Source organism: Mesorhizobium sp. M0701 (assembly GCF_040320365.1).
GTDB lineage: Bacteria > Pseudomonadota > Alphaproteobacteria > Rhizobiales > Rhizobiaceae > Mesorhizobium.
In genome coordinates, this window is the sequence record NZ_JAMYPO010000006.1 from 166,882 (window position 1) to 183,644 (window position 16,763).

Genomic DNA, 16,763 nt, shown 5'->3' on the forward strand with positions numbered 1-16,763 from the left:
GGGATTTGAAGTTGAGGCCGGTTCAGCCGGTGCCGGTTCGGCGCGACGCCAGTGGCGTTGCGTCCACGCGCTGCACCGCCACCGTCTCGGCAAAGCGCGCGAGCAACGGATTGAACAGGTCCGCACGCTCCCAGAAAGGCGCATGCCCGGCGCCGGCGATGATGTGGCAATGCTCCCACAGCGAGCCGTATGCGAGTGTCTCAAAATAGCCGAGCCGGACGAACGGATCGTTCTCGCCATTGACGATAGCGACCGGAAACGCGGCTTGCTCGACCACCTGTCTCTGGTCGGCGCCCTTGCCGGTGAGCATGCCGCGCGTCACCGCGGCGCGCAGCCGGCCGTCGGTGCGCAGGATGGCTTGGCGAAAGGACGGATCGGCGGTGTCGCCGAAACACAGCGTCTCGAAGCGCTCGGCATCGCGTTCGGAATACGTCTTTTTGGACGCCAGCAGCATGTCCCAATGCGCGTGGAAGCCGCGCAGCATGCCGAAAGGACCCTTCGATACCGGCGGCGCGCCGGTCAGCATCAGCCCGCCGACGGCGCGGTGAAAACTCGCGAGTTCGATTGCCACGTGCCCGCCAAGCGACCAGCCGAAGACGACGGCGCGGCCGATGCCCAAGGCATTGAGGAGCTGAGCCGCCGATTGGGCAAGGCCGGCGATGGTGTAGTCCGTCGCCGGATTGCGGGCGTCCGACGATTCGCCATGGCCGGGCAGGTCGAAAGCAATCAACCGATGGGCAGCGGCCAACGGGCTGTCGAACTGGCGGGCGAATACGGCGCGCGAACTGCCCGAGCCGTGGATCAGGACAAGCGGGATGCCGGGTCCCGACGACTGGCTGAGGCGCAAATCCGCTTGCGGCGTGCGGATCGTGCGGTGGGAAACGGCCATATCTGGTTTGGACCTTGGGATTGTCTCCAGGTCAACATCGCATGCCGAGGTCACCATGTTGTTTAGAACGGTGGTTAAGAAATGATTTCTCGGCTTGCGCCGGGTATGATGAACGAATCCACCACAGCTAACCCCCGGAGCCTGATGATGGAATCCACGCTCGACCTTCTCGTCTCGATCAGCAGCATCGCGACGCTCGGCCAATATGCCTGGTCGATGCGCGCGCATTTCCAGTCGCAGACCATGTCTCAAGGCGCGATGATCATTTCGGCCGTCGTGGTCGGCACGGCGCTGTTCTTTCTTGCGCTGCTGTGGATCGAGCGGCAGCCGGTGGCGGCGAAGATCGGCGGGCTCGCCATCGAACTGGCAAGCTCGGCGCTGTTCTGGTGGGCGATCTCGGTCTCCCGCAAGGCGGGGCTGCGGTTCGCATTCGATCCTGACAATCCCGACAGCCTGGTGACCGAAGGCCCTTATCTCCATGTCCGGCATCCGTTCTACACGTCCTACATCATCTTCTGGATCGGATGGGGTATCGCGACCTGGTCGGTCTGGGCGGTGGTGCCGGTCGCCGGCATCGTTACGATCTACGTGATCGCAGCCTTGGACGAAGAGCGAAAATTTTCGCGGACAAGGTTGGCCGATGCCTACGACGCTTACCGCACGCGGACCGGTCTGTTCTGGCCGCGTTTTGCCCGCAGCCGGCAGGAGATGCAGCCGGCATCGGACGAAAGTGGTAGGGTCTAAGACACTGGATTGAATCGAGGACTTGCGACGATGAAGATTATTGCCTGCGGCAGCGTGCCGACGATTGTTGCGCCGGAAAAATACTTCACTGGCCGGGTTTTGCAGACGCCGATCATCGAGAAAGAGGCACCGGCGCGGCTCAGAGCCACGCTGGTCAGCTTCGAGCCCGGCGCCCGCACCCACTGGCACACGCATCCGCTTGGCCAGACGCTCTATGTCACGTCCGGTGCCGGTCTCGTGCAAAGCTGGGGCGGGCCGCTGCAGGAGATCAGGGCCGGCGACGTCATCTCCTTTGCGGCCGGCGAAAAGCATTGGCACGGCGCCGCGCCCAAATCGGCGATGACCCACATCGCCATGCAGGAGGCGCTCGAGGGTGTGCATGTCGATTGGCTGGAGAAGGTGAACGACGAGCAGTATGGCGGCTGAAACGTCTCAGACCAGCGCGGCGGTAAAGCGCTGGATGCGGGTGCAGGCCTCTTCGAGCAGAGCCTCCGACGTGGCGTAGGAGATGCGGAAGTTCGGGCCGAGGCCAAAGGCCGAGCCGAAAACAACCGCCACGCCCTCGGCCTCGAGCAGTTCCGAACAGAAGGTTTCGTCGCTGTCGATCACCTTGCCGCTCTTGGTCTTCCTGCCGATCAGCTGGGCACAGGAGGGATAGACGTAGAACGCACCCTCCGGCGATGGGCAGGTGATGCCGCGCGCCTGGTTGAGCATCGAGACGACGAGATCGCGCCGGCCCTGGAAGATCGCCTTGTTCTTCGGGATGAAATCCTGCGGGCCGTTCAGCGCTTCGACCGCCGCCCATTGGGCGATGGTGCAGGCGCCGGAGGTCTGCTGGCCCTGGATCATGTCCATCGCCTTGATCAGCGGCACCGGGCCTGCCGCGTAGCCGATGCGCCAGCCGGTCATGGCATAGGCCTTCGACACGCCGTTCATCGTCAGCGTGCGCTCATAGAGCTTAGGCTCGACCTCGGCGATGGTCTTGAAGACGAAGTCGCCATAGGTCAGGTGCTCGTACATGTCGTCGGTCAGCACCCAGACATGGGGATGCTTCAACAGCACGTCGGCCAGGCTCTTGAGTTCCGCTTCGGTGTAGGCTGCGCCCGAAGGGTTCGACGGCGAGTTCATCAACAGCCATTTGGTGCGCGGCGTGATCGCCTTTTCCAGCACGGCCGCCGTCAGCTTGAAGCCGTTGTCGATCGAGGTGTCGGCAAAGGCCGAGGTGCCGCCGCAGATCGCCACCATTTCGGGATAACTCACCCAGTAGGGCCGCGGGATGATCACTTCGTCGCCGGGGTTCAGCGTCGCCATGAAGGCGTTGAACAGGATCTGCTTGCCGCCGGTGCCGACGATGGTCTGCTCCGGCCGGTAGTCGAGATTGTTCTCGCGCTTGAATTTTTTTGCGATCGCATCGCGCAGCGGCACGATGCCGGATACCGGCGGATACTTCGTCTCGCCGCGGCGGATGGCCTCGATCGCGGCGTTCTTGATGTTGTCGGGGGTGTCGAAGTCCGGCTCGCCGGCGCCCAGCCCGATCACGTCGCGGCCGGCGTTTTTCAGCTCGCGCGCCTTCTGCGTCACCGCGATGGTCGCGGAAGGCTTTACGCGGGAAAGGACGTCGGCAAGAAAGGCCATGACAGATATCTCCAGAAAAGACCGGCGGGCGAAGGCGCCGCGGCGCCTCTCATGTCGCATCATCTGGTCAAGCGCAAGCCCAGCGCAGGCATTGTCGAATGAGCCAGCGCGCAATGCTGGAAACAATAAATTCACCAACGATCGGTAAAAGCTAGAACGGCAGGGACCGTAGCCGGTCCGCCAGTCTCGCACAGCGAGGAACCGTGACGCGCAGCATCGGGCTTGCCCATATCATCCGCCATGATGACGGCACCGCCAGCGGTGTCTGGGGGGTCTATACGCTGCAAAGCGCGTTCCAGCCGATCTTCGCCTTCAACAAGGGCAAGCTTTCCGTCGTCGCGTTCGAGGGGCTGATCCGGCCGTTCCGCGAAGGCGAGCCGCAGCCGCCAATGAGTTTCTTCAACAGCTGTCCGGCGGTCGACCGCCTGCATATCGAGGCGCTGACACGGACGCTGCACCTTCTGAACGCCGGCGCCTGCCTGCCGCGAGACGCCTCCATCTTCATCAATTTCGATCCATCGGTGTTCACCGATCGCAGCATCGCCGACAAGGCGCTGCGCGACATGCGGCTGGTGCTGCACGAGGCCGACATCGATCCGCGCCGCGTCGTCTGCGAGGTCACCGAGCAGAAATCGGCGTCGCAGGAAACGCTCTACAATTTCGTCGAGGCGCTCAGGGGCAATGGTTTGCGCATTGCCGTCGACGATTACGGCGCGGACGAATCCGACATCAATCGCATCAAGGAACTCAGGCCAGACATCGTCAAGTTCGACGCCGACTGGATCATGACGCTGATGGAGTCCGGTGCCGGCTTCGCCTTGCTGACCGCTATGGTGACAAGCTTCGAAGAGCAAGGCATCCGTACGGTATTCGAGGGCATCGAGACGGGCTGGCAGCTCGAGCTCGCCGAAAAGTCGGGCGCCTCGATGGTGCAAGGCTTCGTGCTGGCACGCCCCGAGCTTGCACCGACCAGCTTTCACGTCTTCGACAAAGCCGGGCAAGCATCAGCGGTGTCGCCCGATAAGGACAAAGTTCCCGCGGCCGTTTCGCCATCGCGGCGGCCGATGCGGGCTTTCGGGCGCAGGGTGGTATCGTGACCGGGCGGGCCGACATGCGGCGCAAGGTCGGCGAAGCGATCTTTGCCGACGAGGTCGGCATCGAATATGGCGTCTACGGCGCATTCCGGCTGAGGAGCGCCTACCAGCCGGTCTTCGCGCCGCGCGGCAGGTTTCTCGCCGCCGTCGCGGTCGAGGGACTGATCGAGCCGCATCGTGCAGGCAGGCCGGTGGCGCCGCAAATCTTCTTCGAAGGTGTGCCGGCAGCGGATCGGCTGTTTGTCGAAACCATGTGCCGGGTGCTGCATTTGCGCAACTTCCGCAACATCGGCGTCGACGGGCTCGACCTCTTCTTCAACTACAATCCGCTGATCAACGATGACCCCGCACGGGCGCTGGCCGAAATCAGGCTGATGACCAGGCATCTGGCGGATTTCGGCCTGCATCCCGGCATGCTGGTCTGCGAGATTACCGAGCAGGCGGCCGGCGACAAGGTGCTTGTCAGCCTGGCGCGCGAGATGCGGCGCGACGGCGTCCGCATCGCCATCGACGATTTCGGCACCGGGCATTCGACCGAAGAAAGGGTAGCGCTGGTGCAGCCCGACATCGTCAAGATCGACGGCACCTGGTTCGCAGAATTCTGCCGCCATGCCGCCGCCGAGCGGTTTTTCCGGCCGCTAGTTTCGACGCTGCACGACCGTGGCGCCAAGGTGCTGGTCGAAGGCGTCGAGAACGCCACGCATCTGCGCGTCGCGCTGGATGGCGGCGTCGACCTGCTGCAGGGCTTTTACCTTGCCCGGCCGGCGCTGGCCGGTACGCTGTTCGACGAGGAGCCGCTGTCGATCGACAGGCTGCTTGGCAGGGACAACAACGTCATCCCCCTATTCGGCTAGGATATGTCGAGATTCAAGTGATGCCGGCCTGCGAACGGCGGTTTCCTGCGCTTCCGGTGCTCACGTACCCAAAGTACGCTCCGCTCCGGTTCTCGGAACCCACCCTTCTCGGCTCGGCCTGACTTGAATCTCGATATATCCTGAAATGCATCAGCGGCGCTGATGGTTACGCCAAAACAAATCACTGGATGAAGCCGCCGCTGCCGCGATAGAGGCTGGATCAAGCCCTGAGACGGGTGGTTGCGAGCAAGGGGGAGCACCGATGATACTCTATGGAATGATCGACAGCGGCAATTGCTACAAGCCGCGCCTGTTGATGGCCAAGCTCGGCATCGCTTTCACCAATGTCGAGGTCAGCTCGCATACCGGCGACACGCGCAAACCCGACTATGTCGCGAAAAATCCGAACGCCATGGTGCCGCTGCTCGAACTCGACGACGGCCGCCGGCTGGCCGAATCCAATGCCATCCTGCTTTATCTCGCCGAAGGCACGCGGTTTCTGCCGGCGGACAAATACGAACGTGCGCTGGCCTATCAGTGGCTGTTCTTCGAGCAATACAGCCACGAGCCTTATATCGCCGTGCGCAGGGCGCTGCTGACCTTCCCTGAAAGAACCAACGATGCGACGCCGGAGCGGCTGGCGGTGACGCTGGAGCGCGGCAACAAGGCGCTTGGCGTCATGGACAAGCACCTGGCCGGGAGCACGTACTTTGCCGGCAATGTGCTCAGCGTCGCCGACATCGCGCTCTATGCCTATACGCACACGGCCGAGACGGGCGGGTTTCAGCTCGACGCCTATCCGGCGGTGGCCGCCTGGCTGAAAAGGGTCGAGGCCGACCCGGGGCATGTGCCGCTGGAGTGGGTGGGTTGAGTGCAACTCGCCGACTTTGCTGAGCAACGTTGACAATTGGCGAAAGCTTCGGCGAAAGCGTCCTTCTCCCCGTCACTATACGGGGAGAAGGAGCTGTATCGCCGGTTTCGCCAATTGTCGGCGTTTAAAATCCAGACAGCAAAAAGGCGGGACAAAATCCCGCCTTCCCATGCTTGGTAGCCTGATCGGGAGCGTTTTGGCCGGGCCGGCAGCAATCTGCTGCTTCGGCTTGTCGGGGTCTTTCGCTCCGGCGCGCTTCTCGCGCGACCGCCAGTACATCCGTGACTTGCCGCGCGCCCCGGGCAATCGCCCGGCGCGCGCCATTCGCAAAATCAGGCTGCCTTGCTCAGAGATCCAGCGGACGACTTGCCAGTGCGGCGGTCCTGCTCGATCTCGAAGTTGATCTTCTGGCCTTCCACCAGGGTCGACAGTCCAGCACGCTCGACTGCGGAGATGTGAACGAAAACGTCCGCGCCGCCGCTGTCAGGCTGAATGAAGCCGAAACCCTTGGTGGAATTAAACCACTTGACCGTACCTGTTGCCATTTCGATAGTCCTTTACGTTTGCTTTAGTTTGACTGGACCGAAATCCAGCCGGTTTGTATCGAGATTTTGGAGATAGAACGTCAGCAAACGCGAAGATCGCGAGGCCCGGATCGATCGGCCGAAATATCAATGGACGGCATATAATATGCTTTCGCGCAAAAAACAAGACGGGGCGGAAAATGGCGCCGCGGCAACGCTGCCCAACGGCCGCCCCAATCGCGTGAGAGCGTCGTCGCTGCGCGCCTGACCCGGGAGGATCGCGTCGGCTTCGGGCGCGACCGGGTTTTGGGGAGAGGGACATGAAAATCGTTCTGCTTGCCGCTTGCCTGACGCTGGTGGCCGCCGAGGCGCAGGCGAGCTCGCGCTACGACCCGACCCGCATGAGCTGCGGCAAGGTGCAGGCGACGATCGCGCGCGAGGGTGCGGTCATCCTGCGCTACAGATCGGCGCGCGTGCCGGGGCTGGCGCTCTACGACCGTTACGTGCGGAGCCAGCAATTCTGCGACATCGGCGAGGTCAGGGCGCGGGCCTCGGTGCCGAGCGCCGATACGAATTCATGCACCGTCTACAAATGCAAGCGGGTGGAAATCGATCGGCGCTTCCGCCGGCGCCTGCTTCCGGATTAGAGTGGGACGAAATGGTGCGCCGGGTGCCGGCCTCGCCTGAATATCAGCACACCTAAAACCCGAACGACACCTGCGCCGGCGGCGGCGGGCCGACGCGTACGCCTTCCATGGCCAGCATCTTTTCCTTGGTGGCCGAGCCGCCAGGGGCCGAAAAGCCGCCGATCTTGCCGCCGGCGGCAAGGATGCGGTGACAGGGGATGACCAGCGGCACCGGGTTGGCGCCGAGTGCGGCGCCCGTCTCACGTGCCAGCCCGGCATGGCCGGCCCGTTTGGCCAGTTCGCCATAGGTGGTGGTTTCGCCGAAGGCGAGCTTTCGCGCCGCGTCATAGATCGCCAGGCGGAACTCGTCGACGCCGCTGAGATCGACCGGCACGCCGGAGAAATCGACGTCATCGCCGGCGGCGTAGGCCTTGATCGACGCGATCAGCTCGGCAACCCATTGCGGTTCGGGCTTCGCAGGCTGCTCGGCGGCGGCATGGCGCAGCAGCCGGCGCTCGACCGCGTCGCGGTTGCGCTGCGGCAGGCAGAGCCGGGTCAGCCCGGCTTCGCTCCAGGCGATGCCCATGAAGCCGAGCACGGTTTCGAAGACCGCGTGGCCGGCGGTGGCATGAGAGGCGTCCATGGCGTGCTCCTTTCCGGAATCCTTCGAAGTACAAATCCAGAACAATATCGCATTTCCCGGCCCGGCTCGCCACCCGAAAACCGCCGGCTACCGCGGATTGCCCGGGGAAAGATGCTGGTGTAAGGACTTCTTAACACCCGACGAACCGGACCCGAGCGCCGCTTGCCAGCAAAATTCCTCTTTCCCGTCGTTGCGGCGGTGTTGGCCGTGGCCGCTCTCAGCGGTTGCACCTCGACTTCGCCGGTGACCCCGACGCCGGCCTTCACCGAAAATACGGCCAATACCGATGCCGGCTTTACGTTGGCGCTGCCCGATACAGTTTCGGTGCTGCCGGAGCCGTCCGGCGTCGCCCAGACGGCTGCGCTGCCGATCGAGCCGGCCGCCGCGTTTGCCGGGCCGACGCCGCTGGCGGCAACCACCCCCGCCGTCATGACCACCAATGCCCAGCCAGCCATCGCGACGGCCGCTGTCGCCATGCCGGTCACCGAACAGACCGCCGCTATGCCCGGCGTTCAGCCGGTCTCCTACACGGTGCCGCAGAACCCGGCCGTTCTGGCCGCGACCGACCCCACTGAAGGCCAGTCGAACGCCCGCGGCCGCAGCGAGATCGAGCGGCTGATCGAGAAATATTCCGCGCTCTACCAGGTGCCGGTCGATCTGGTGCGCAGTGTCGTCAACCGCGAGAGCACCTTCAACCCGAAAGCCTATAATCACGGCCATTGGGGGCTGATGCAGATCAAGCACGCGACGGCGCGCGGCATGGGCTATGACGGCCCGGCGAGCGGCCTGTTCGACGCCGAGACCAACCTGAAATACGCAGTGAAATATCTGCGCGGCGCCTGGCTGGTCTCGGGCGGCAACCCCAAGCGCGCCGACCGGCTATACCAGAGCGGCTATTATTACGACGCCAAGCGCAAGGGGCTGCTCGGAGAAACCGGCCTCGGCAGCGACAGCTTGCGGCGCCGCATGCAGCCCGATGCCTGAGCCGCGTCCGCCGGCGCCAAACGACATCCGCCTGCGCAAGATCCTCGACGACACGCTTTTTCCGCCGCGCTGGCCCGAAGGTTTTTTCATGCGCGGCTTCGAAGCCGCCGATGCGCTCGCTTTGCACACGCTTTTGGCCGCGGTGTTCGACGACGGCGCCGATGGGCCGTTCGACCAATGGTGGCCGCGTATTTCGGCCGACGCGGAGTTCGATCCCGTTTTGTGTTTCCTGGTTATCGACGGCAAGGGCCGGCTGGCGGGCGCGGCGCTCTGCTGGGCGACGGGGTTCGTCAAGGATCTTGCCGTCCATCCCGAGGCGCGGAGCAACGGCATTGCCGAAGCGCTGATGCGGCACGCGTTTGCGGTGTTTCGTGCGAGGGGTGCTGCGCATGTCGATCTCAAGACCAATACGGTGGGGAACGCGGCTGCGGTCAGGCTCTATCAACGGCTGGGGATGGTCGAGGTGGATTGGGCGGGGTGAGAGGTCGGGGCAAGCGGGCGCTCGACCGTAGAAGTCGGCGCCGCCCCTCATCCGGCTGCCGCCACCTTCTCCCCGTACAGTGACGGGTAGAAGGGGCTGGCCGCAACGCCGGCACGCCCTCTGCCGCGCCGGAGATTGGCGAAACCGTCGGCGAAGGCACCTTTCTCCCCGTCACTATACGGGGAGAAATGCCCGGCAGGGCAGTGAGGGGCGGCGCAGACCTCATGTGATTTGACGCTGCGGCGCGCTGACCTACTCTCGAATGCCGAACCGAGGAGACGAGCGATGCAGTCACGTTTCAACCGGCGCGTCACGCTGGCAGCGGCGGTGGTCCTTGCCGCTGCCACCGCAGCTATGCCCATCACGGCTGGTCGTGGACGCAGGACGGGTTTTTCGAACTCCGGGGCAGGATCACGGCCATCTATATCGGCAACCCGCACGCCACGCTGGATGTCGACACCGAGGGAGCGGTCTGGCGGGTGGAGATGGCGCCGCCGTCCCGCACGATCGCCGCCGGCTTCTCGGAGGAGGTCGCCAAGGTCGGCGACGAGGTGACCGCGATCGGCCATCGCTCGCGCGACGAGAGCGAAAAACGCATGAAGGCGGTCCGCGTCATCGTCGGCGGCAAGACCTATGACGTCTATCCCGAGCGCGTGCCGCCGGCCTGAATGGACGGGTTTTTCGCCGGCATCGAGCAACTCGCTTTGGTGCGGGGACTGAAGGCCTCGTTCGTCGCCTATCCCGTAGTCAATGCGCTGCACATCATGTCGATCGGCGCGCTGCTGACCAGCGCCTGGCTCATTGACCTCAGGATCATCGGCGCCTTCCGTTCGCTGCCGCAGGCGGCGTTCGTGGCGCTGCTGCGCCGTACCGGATTTGCCGCGTTCGGCGGTGCGCTGGTCACCGCGCAAAAAGGCGGTGAGGAACCGGCCGGCAGAGTCGCGGCCATGCTGGCGGTGCTCTCGCTGGTGCTGTGGACGCCCGTGCTTTTCGCCGGACGGTTTATCGGTTTTCTCGGACTGAACCGGGCGTCAGCGCTGGTCTTCCCACCGCAGGGAGATAAGCTCGCTGCAAACGCAGGGAGATCGTCATGAACAAGGAAATCGTCGAAGTGCCGGTGCTGTCGGCGGCCGTACGCGCCCTGGGCGTGCCGTTGTCGCTGGTGACTAAAGGTGCGGGGCTGGTCTTCGTGTCCGGCACGCCGCCGCTCGATATTTCGACCGGCAAGCTGATCAAGGGCGACATCGAGGTGCAGACCGAGGCATCGCTTGTGGCGCTGAAGCACTGCCTGGAAGCGGCGGGTACCTCGCTCGACAACGTCCTGATGGTGCGCATCTACGCCGCCAACTCCGGCTTCTACAACGCGATCAACCGGGTCTATGCCAACTATTTCAGCGTCAACCCGCCGGCGCGCAGCTTCGTGCCGGTGGCGTCATGGCCGATGGAGTTTGATATCGAGATCGAGTGCGTGGCGGTGGCGGGCTAGATGAGGCTCAATGCGCGGAGAGGACCATTTCATTGGCACGGCATCGGCGAGTCGGGCTTGTCTATTTCGGGCTTACGGGAGAGTTCGGTTTTGGGCTTACGGGAGTGCCGGGCACGGCAGCGGGCGCGCCTGGCTGGTCGGTCTTCTTTTTTGCTTCTCGCATCTCGATCTCCAATGCCAAGATGCGATCTTGCGCCTGCCGAATATCGCTTTGAACGGTAGTTTGCGCGGCAAGCGTAAAAGATTGAACGCCTGCGTATAGTGACCATGCAGTCAATAGAAGGGCCAGTATTCCGATAAATCCTCCAAATGTATACAGATCTAAAAGTGTCTTCGTTGATCGAAGTTGGTTTTTTGCATCGGTAAGTACCGGGCCGATTGAGCTTTGGGCGGGGCCATTTGATGTGGCTTCATCCAGATAATTATCAAGGGTCTTGCGCTTATTCTTCGAAGAAGGAAAGGGCGGCTGAACCTCAATAGCGTCTCTGACCCAAGCAGGAAGTGGTGTTAGGTTCGGTGGGTTCTTCCAGCTTAGTTTCGTAAATTCGAAATAGACAAAACCCTCGTCTGCCCTGAGTACATATTCATTATTCGTAAAATTGTGGAGAGGTATCGATAGCCTTCCTTGGAATCCTGGATCAACTAGCGGCCCAGTACCCACAAGGAAGCCGCGATACACGTCGCGTATCATCAAATTAAATCGTCCGGCAATGTAATTTGGCATTCTGAACTCAGGCTTTAATGTCAAATAATAGAGAGAATTTGGCTTTATCACCACTTCATCTCTTACTTTGTGTCCATCCGTAAATTTGCTTGGGTCTTTTGATAGATAAAATCTCTGAACGTCACCGTTGTTGTCTCTATATCGGACTGTTCCTTCAAGAGAAACGAGTAGCGTCGCTGGCTTTTTAAGATCGTCTATGTCAAATGGCTCTATCATCCCGGTTGTAATCGCGTAGCTTGCGAGATGCCCCGAATGAAGCAGAGCAGGTGGGATATCCTCGTATGGATCGCGATCAGCGAGAACGGCATAACGCTCTGCAGCGGCGGGAAGGCTTCCCGATGCAAAATCTCTGACAGCTTTTTGAAAAACATCAAGGTTAACAAGCATTGGCTAATCTCATATTTTTTCTCCCGCCAATATTTCTAACGATTTTTATCGCATCGAAACCAAGGTAGTCAATTTTACGACCGATGCTAAGCTCGATGCTTTCAACAAATCTTCTGGCGGTGTCACCGGGGGATTTTTCGATGTAGTCCAAATGATTGAGAACTATATGTGTAGGATTGTTCGCTTCTATCGCGCTACGAACGAGCTCGGCGTCAAATCGTCCAACTCTCCGTAGGCGATTTGTAGCTGAAGTGCGCTCCTCAAAGTTCTTTGGAAGATGGGCCTCGGCTGCAAGCGTTGGCCAGTCGATTTCGTCGTATAGCGGACCGGAATTGCCGCCAACTCGAATCGGAAATGTACGAATAGCCATTATAACCTGATCTACATCGGTTGGGCTTAGGCCGCTTTCAGAGAGAAATGCGGACGCGGTAGTATCCCTACTAGTCGAGAAAGGAAAATATGGGCTGTGCCACAAGGAAAGCCCAAACCCCTGCGTTCCCTCAATCACGATTCTTTGGTCGTTTTGCAGTAGGCGCCTGAGAATACTCGTAGTTGATTCAACAGAAAAATGCTTCAGGTAAGGATGATCTCTGGCTAACTGATGATCTGCCCGCCTCGCCATTCTATCACGAAGCGCTGCGCCGGTTCCCGATGCCGTCGACCCTATTCGGCTTACCAGTCCCTCTTGTTCCTCATCTTTCCTATGATCGGGAGTTATAACAGTTGCGCGGCCGTCAATGATAAGACGATCTGGAGAAATGTTGAGGCCTTCTACTTCCCTTTCCAGTATTTCTGGATCAATTAAGCTACCAGGTGGCAAAACGATAAGGGCGCTAGACAACAATGCAGATGCTGGTATTTGCCTAAGTACCCATTTTGTACCATCGTCAGCAATGCCGGTATGGCCCGAATTCGTGCCACCAACTCTTACTACAGCCGAAGCGCCGGTGGCGCGGGCAAACTCTAAAGCGACTTTGCCTTTGCCCTCAGATCCGAATTGGCCTCCAACGACGACTGAAACGGGCACGATTTTCTCCTACGACTAGGGTGAGAATGGCTGTTTAGTGTCCGCCATTCAAGTTCCACGAGCCCAGTTGTCGGTCTGAATCTATCGAAGAGGCGCCTAAGCAAAATACTCCTGGAGCGGCCGCACTTCCAAACTCCCCGCCCTCAGCGCAGCAATCGCCTCAGCCACCGCAGCCGCTCCCGACAGCGTCGTGTAATACGGCACTTTCTGCATCAGCGTCGCGCGACGCAGCGACTTGGAGTCCGACACCGCCTTCTGGCCGTCCGTGGTGTTGAAGACGATCTGCACCTGGCGATTGCGGATGGCGTCCTCGATGTGGGGGCGGCCTTCCAGCACCTTGTTTATCTTTTCGGCGACGACGCCGTTCTCGGCGAGGAAGCGGGCAGTGCCTGAGGTGGCGAGCACCTTGAAGCCTTGGCCCGCGAGACGCTTGACCGCCGGCAATATGCCTTTCTTGTCGTCGTCGCGCACCGAGACGAACAGCGTGCCCGCGCGGGGGAGATCAACACCCGCCCCCAGCTGGCTCTTGGCGAAGGCCAGCGCGAAGTCGCGGTCGAGGCCCATGACCTCGCCGGTCGAGCGCATTTCCGGGCCGAGCAGGATGTCGACGCCGGGGAAGCGGGCGAAGGGGAACACGGCTTCCTTGACGGCGATGTGGCCGGGATTGCGTGGGTCGGGCATGGCGCCGTAATGGGCGAAGGCGTCTTCCAGGCTTTCGCCGGCCATGATGCGGGCCGCAATCTTTGCAATCGGCCGGCCAATGGTCTTGGCGACGAAGGGCACGGTGCGTGATGCGCGCGGGTTGACCTCCAGCACATAGACCGTGCCGTCCTTGATCGCGTATTGCACGTTCATCAGCCCGCCGACATTGAGCGCGCGGGCGAGGGCTGCCGTCTGGCGCTCCAGCTCGTCGACGAGCTCGGAGGGCAGCGAATGCACCGGCAGCGAACAGGCCGAGTCGCCCGAATGGATGCCGGCCTCCTCGATGTGCTCCAATATGCCGGAGACGTAGGTCGACCTGCCGTCGCAAAGGCAATCGACGTCGACCTCGATGGCGCCCGACAGATAGGTGTCGAACAAAAGCGGGTTCTTGCCGAGCAGCGTGTTGATCTGGCCGGTCTTGTCGTTGGGGTATTTCTGCTTGATGTCCTCCGGCACCAGGCCGGGCACGGTGTCGAGCAAATAGGATTGCAGCATGCTCTCGTCGTGGATGATCTGCATGGCGCGGCCGCCGAGCACGTAGGACGGGCGCACCACCAGCGGGAAGCCGAGCTCGCCGGCGACGAGGCGGGCCTGCTCGACCGAATAGGCAATGCCGTTCTTCGGCTGGCTGAGGCCGAGTCTGTGCAACAGCTTCTGGAAGCGGTCGCGGTCCTCGGCGAGATCGATCATATCGGGCGAGGTGCCGAGGATCGGGATACCGGCCTTCTCCAGCGCATCCGCCAGCTTCAGCGGAGTCTGGCCGCCGAACTGGACGATGACGCCGACGAGCTCGCCGGACGCCTGCTCGGCGCGCAGGATCTCCAACACGTCCTCCGGCGTGAGCGGCTCGAAATAGAGCCGGTCGGAGGTGTCGTAGTCGGTCGACACGGTCTCGGGATTGCAGTTGATCATGATCGCCTCGAAGCCGGCGTCGCGCAGCGCAAAGGCGGCATGGCAGCAGCAATAGTCGAACTCGATGCCCTGGCCGATGCGGTTGGGGCCGCCGCCGAGGATGACGACCTTTTTGCGCGATGAGACCTGCGCCTCGTTGGCGAGCGCGCCGGCAAAGGGGACCTCATAGGTCGAATACATGTAGGCGGTGGGCGAAGCGAACTCGGCGGCGCAGGTGTCGATGCGTTTGTAAACCGGATGAACGTCGAGTTTTTCGCGGATCTTCTGGATTTCGTCGACGTCTTTCCTGACCAGCGACGCGAGGCGGGCATCGGAAAAACCCATCGCCTTCAACATGCGCAGATTGGCGGCGTCCCCGGGGATGCCGTGTTCGCGGATGCGCGCTTCCATGTCGAGAATGCCGGCGATCTGCTCGAGGAACCACGGGTCGATCTTGCACATTGCGTGCACGTCTTCCAGGGAGGTGCCCATGCGGATCGCCTGCGCCACCATGCGCAGCCGGTCCGGCGTCGGCGTGCCCAGCGCGGCGCGGATGGCGTTGCGGTCGTCGACGTGGCTGGCGGCCGTGCTGCCATGGCCGATGCCGGGGATCTCGATCTCGTCCAGCCCGGTCAGGCCGGTTTCCAGCCCGCGCAGCGCCTTCTGCAGCGACTCCTGGAAAGTGCGGCCGATGGCCATGACCTCGCCGACCGACTTCATCGAGGTGGTCAGCACCGGCTCGGCGCCGGGAAACTTCTCGAAGGCAAAGCGCGGGATTTTGGTGACGACATAGTCGATCGACGGCTCGAACGAGGCCGGCGTGGCGCCGCCGGTGATGTCGTTCTCGAGCTCGTCCAGCGTGTAGCCGACGGCGAGCTTGGCGGCGATCTTGGCGATCGGAAAACCCGTCGCCTTGGAGGCGAGCGCGGACGAGCGCGAGACGCGCGGGTTCATCTCGATCACGACCAGGCGGCCGTCGGCCGGGTTGACGGCGAACTGCACGTTGGAGCCGCCGGTCTCGACGCCGATCTCGCGCAGCACCGCGATCGAGGCGTTGCGCATCATCTGGTATTCTTTGTCGGTCAGCGTCAGCGCCGGGGCGACGGTGATCGAATCGCCGGTATGCACGCCCATCGGGTCGATGTTTTCGATCGAGCAGACGATGATGCAGTTGTCGGCCTTGTCGCGGACAACCTCCATCTCATACTCTTTCCAGCCGAGCACGCTCTCCTCGATCAGCACTTCGGTGGTCGGCGAGGCGTCGAGGCCGGACTGGACGATCTCGTAGAATTCGGCGCGGTTGTAGGCGATGCCGCCGCCGGTGCCGCCCATGGTGAAGGACGGGCGGATAATTGCGGGCAGGCCGACATGGTCGAGCGCTTGTGCTGCGATCGCCATGGCATGGCTGATATAGCGCTGCTTGCGGTCACCCTCGCCGAGGTTCCAGCGGGTTTCCAGCGCGTCGAGCGCGGCATCGAGATTTTCGGGCTTCTCGGCCTTCAACTCGGCGCGCTCGGCCTCGTGCGTCTTGCGGTCGGCGTTCTTGACGTCGGTGGCGTTGGCCAGCATCGACTTCGGCGTTTCCAGGCCGATCTTGTTCATCGCCTCGCGAAACAAAGCGCGGTCCTCGGCCTTGTCGATGGCGGTGGCGTCGGCGCCGATCATCTCTACTTGATAGCGTTCGAGCACGCCCATGCGGCGCAGCGACAGCGCGGTGTTGAGCGCGGTCTGGCCGCCCATGGTCGGCAGCAGCGCGTCGGGCCGCTCCTTGGCGATGATCTTGGCCACTACTTCGGGCGTGATCGGCTCGATATAGGTGGCGTCGGCCAGCTCCGGATCGGTCATGATGGTGGCCGGATTGGAGTTGACCAGGATGACGCGAAAACCCTCTTCCTTCAGCGCCTTGCAGGCCTGGGTGCCGGAATAGTCGAACTCGCAGGCCTGGCCGATGACGATGGGGCCGGCCCCGATGATCAGGATCGACTTGATGTCGGTGCGTCTTGGCATATCGAAGGTCCGTTCGGCAGGCGGCTTGCACGAAAAACCGGACGGGAAGACCCGGCCGGTTGTGCTCGCGATTCTGGTATCAGGCTAGGAGGGCCTTATAGGGAAGAGTTTTGCCGGATGTAACCCCCTAAAATGGCAGTAGGGCAGTAGGGCAGTAGGGCAGTAGGGCAGTAGGGCAGTAGGGCAGTAGGGCA

The 16,763-nt window shown here is 62.1% G+C and carries 17 protein-coding genes and 1 pseudogene; 11 read left to right on the forward strand and 7 right to left on the reverse strand.

The window, feature by feature from the left end:
• Positions 1-22 precede the first annotated feature (22 nt).
• Positions 23-889 carry an alpha/beta fold hydrolase gene (locus NKI24_RS08660; protein ID WP_352744485.1) on the reverse strand — a complete coding sequence of 289 codons (867 nt, stop codon included), beginning with the start codon at positions 887-889 and terminating at the stop codon, positions 23-25.
• 144 nt (positions 890-1,033) lie between these two features.
• On the opposite strand from NKI24_RS08660, the gene NKI24_RS08665 reads away from it, so the two are divergent.
• Together NKI24_RS08665 and NKI24_RS08670 are read left to right on the forward strand one after the other, a co-directional pair.
• A complete protein-coding gene (locus tag NKI24_RS08665) occupies positions 1,034-1,633 on the forward strand; it encodes a methyltransferase family protein (RefSeq protein WP_352450428.1) in 600 nt (199 codons plus the stop codon).
• A 30-nt stretch (positions 1,634-1,663) separates the two neighbouring features.
• Positions 1,664-2,059, forward strand: a complete 396-nt coding sequence (locus NKI24_RS08670) for a (R)-mandelonitrile lyase (protein WP_023678338.1) — start codon at positions 1,664-1,666, stop codon at positions 2,057-2,059.
• Between the two features lie 6 nt (positions 2,060-2,065).
• Here the strand turns inward: NKI24_RS08670 and NKI24_RS08675 are convergent, their stop codons facing one another.
• On the reverse strand, positions 2,066-3,268 hold the full coding sequence (locus tag NKI24_RS08675; protein WP_352705346.1) for a pyridoxal phosphate-dependent aminotransferase: 1,203 nt from the start codon (positions 3,266-3,268) through the stop codon (positions 2,066-2,068).
• A gap of 203 nt (positions 3,269-3,471) precedes the next feature.
• Between NKI24_RS08675 and NKI24_RS08680 the strand changes: the two genes are divergently transcribed.
• The 3 genes from NKI24_RS08680 (at position 3,472) to NKI24_RS08690 (ending at position 6,087) form a co-directional block, all read left to right on the forward strand.
• Positions 3,472-4,365 carry an EAL domain-containing protein gene (locus NKI24_RS08680; protein ID WP_352744487.1) on the forward strand — a complete coding sequence of 298 codons (894 nt, stop codon included), beginning with the start codon at positions 3,472-3,474 and terminating at the stop codon, positions 4,363-4,365.
• Entirely contained in the window at positions 4,362-5,216 is an 855-nt protein-coding gene (locus NKI24_RS08685) for an EAL domain-containing protein (RefSeq protein WP_023678335.1), read from the forward strand. Before NKI24_RS08680 ends, NKI24_RS08685 begins: the two co-directional genes overlap by 4 nt.
• Positions 5,217-5,478: 262 nt before the next feature.
• Positions 5,479-6,087, forward strand: a complete 609-nt coding sequence (locus NKI24_RS08690) for a glutathione S-transferase family protein (protein ID WP_352744490.1) — start codon at positions 5,479-5,481, stop codon at positions 6,085-6,087.
• Between the two features lie 332 nt (positions 6,088-6,419).
• Here the strand turns inward: NKI24_RS08690 and NKI24_RS08695 are convergent, their stop codons facing one another.
• A complete protein-coding gene (locus NKI24_RS08695; protein WP_023678332.1) occupies positions 6,420-6,632 on the reverse strand; it encodes a cold-shock protein in 213 nt (70 codons plus the stop codon).
• Between the two features lie 299 nt (positions 6,633-6,931).
• Here NKI24_RS08695 and NKI24_RS08700 point away from each other — a divergent pair, with 299 nt between their 5' ends.
• Entirely contained in the window at positions 6,932-7,258 is a 327-nt protein-coding gene (locus NKI24_RS08700) for a hypothetical protein (RefSeq protein WP_352744492.1), read from the forward strand.
• A 52-nt stretch (positions 7,259-7,310) separates the two neighbouring features.
• Here NKI24_RS08700 and NKI24_RS08705 read toward each other — a convergent pair whose 3' ends face one another.
• Positions 7,311-7,880, reverse strand: a complete 570-nt coding sequence (locus tag NKI24_RS08705; protein WP_352744494.1) for a methylated-DNA--[protein]-cysteine S-methyltransferase — start codon at positions 7,878-7,880, stop codon at positions 7,311-7,313.
• Positions 7,881-8,042: 162 nt separating this feature from the next.
• Here NKI24_RS08705 and NKI24_RS08710 point away from each other — a divergent pair, with 162 nt between their 5' ends.
• The 5 genes and pseudogenes from NKI24_RS08710 to NKI24_RS08730 all read left to right on the forward strand — a co-directional run bounded on the left by NKI24_RS08710 (position 8,043) and on the right by NKI24_RS08730 (position 10,831).
• A complete protein-coding gene (locus NKI24_RS08710) occupies positions 8,043-8,864 on the forward strand; it encodes a transglycosylase SLT domain-containing protein (protein WP_352744497.1) in 822 nt (273 codons plus the stop codon).
• On the forward strand, positions 8,857-9,345 hold the full coding sequence (locus tag NKI24_RS08715) for a GNAT family N-acetyltransferase (RefSeq protein ID WP_352744499.1): 489 nt from the start codon (positions 8,857-8,859) through the stop codon (positions 9,343-9,345). The genes NKI24_RS08710 and NKI24_RS08715 overlap by 8 nt, the downstream gene beginning before the upstream one ends.
• A 285-nt stretch (positions 9,346-9,630) precedes the next feature.
• A pseudogene (locus tag NKI24_RS08720) lies at positions 9,631-10,013 on the forward strand (DUF6152 family protein).
• Positions 10,014-10,439, forward strand: coding sequence for a hypothetical protein (locus NKI24_RS08725; protein ID WP_352744502.1), 426 nt, complete (start codon positions 10,014-10,016; stop codon positions 10,437-10,439). It abuts the pseudogene before it with no gap.
• Positions 10,436-10,831 carry a RidA family protein gene (locus NKI24_RS08730; protein WP_352744505.1) on the forward strand — a complete coding sequence of 132 codons (396 nt, stop codon included), beginning with the start codon at positions 10,436-10,438 and terminating at the stop codon, positions 10,829-10,831. Before NKI24_RS08725 ends, NKI24_RS08730 begins: the two co-directional genes overlap by 4 nt.
• Before the next feature lie 61 nt (positions 10,832-10,892).
• Here NKI24_RS08730 and NKI24_RS08735 read toward each other — a convergent pair whose 3' ends face one another.
• The 3 genes from NKI24_RS08735 to carB all read right to left on the reverse strand — a co-directional run bounded on the left by NKI24_RS08735 (position 10,893) and on the right by carB (position 16,569).
• Positions 10,893-11,942, reverse strand: coding sequence for a dCTP deaminase domain-containing protein (locus NKI24_RS08735; RefSeq protein ID WP_352744508.1), 1,050 nt, complete (start codon positions 11,940-11,942; stop codon positions 10,893-10,895).
• Positions 11,932-12,969 (reverse strand): adenylosuccinate synthetase, encoded by a 1,038-nt coding sequence (locus tag NKI24_RS08740; RefSeq protein WP_352744511.1) that lies wholly within the window; start codon positions 12,967-12,969, stop codon positions 11,932-11,934. Before NKI24_RS08740 ends, NKI24_RS08735 begins: the two co-directional genes overlap by 11 nt.
• Positions 12,970-13,065: 96 nt before the next feature.
• Positions 13,066-16,569, reverse strand: a complete 3,504-nt coding sequence (gene carB / locus NKI24_RS08745; RefSeq protein WP_352744513.1) for a carbamoyl-phosphate synthase large subunit — start codon at positions 16,567-16,569, stop codon at positions 13,066-13,068.
• Positions 16,570-16,763 lie beyond the last annotated feature (194 nt).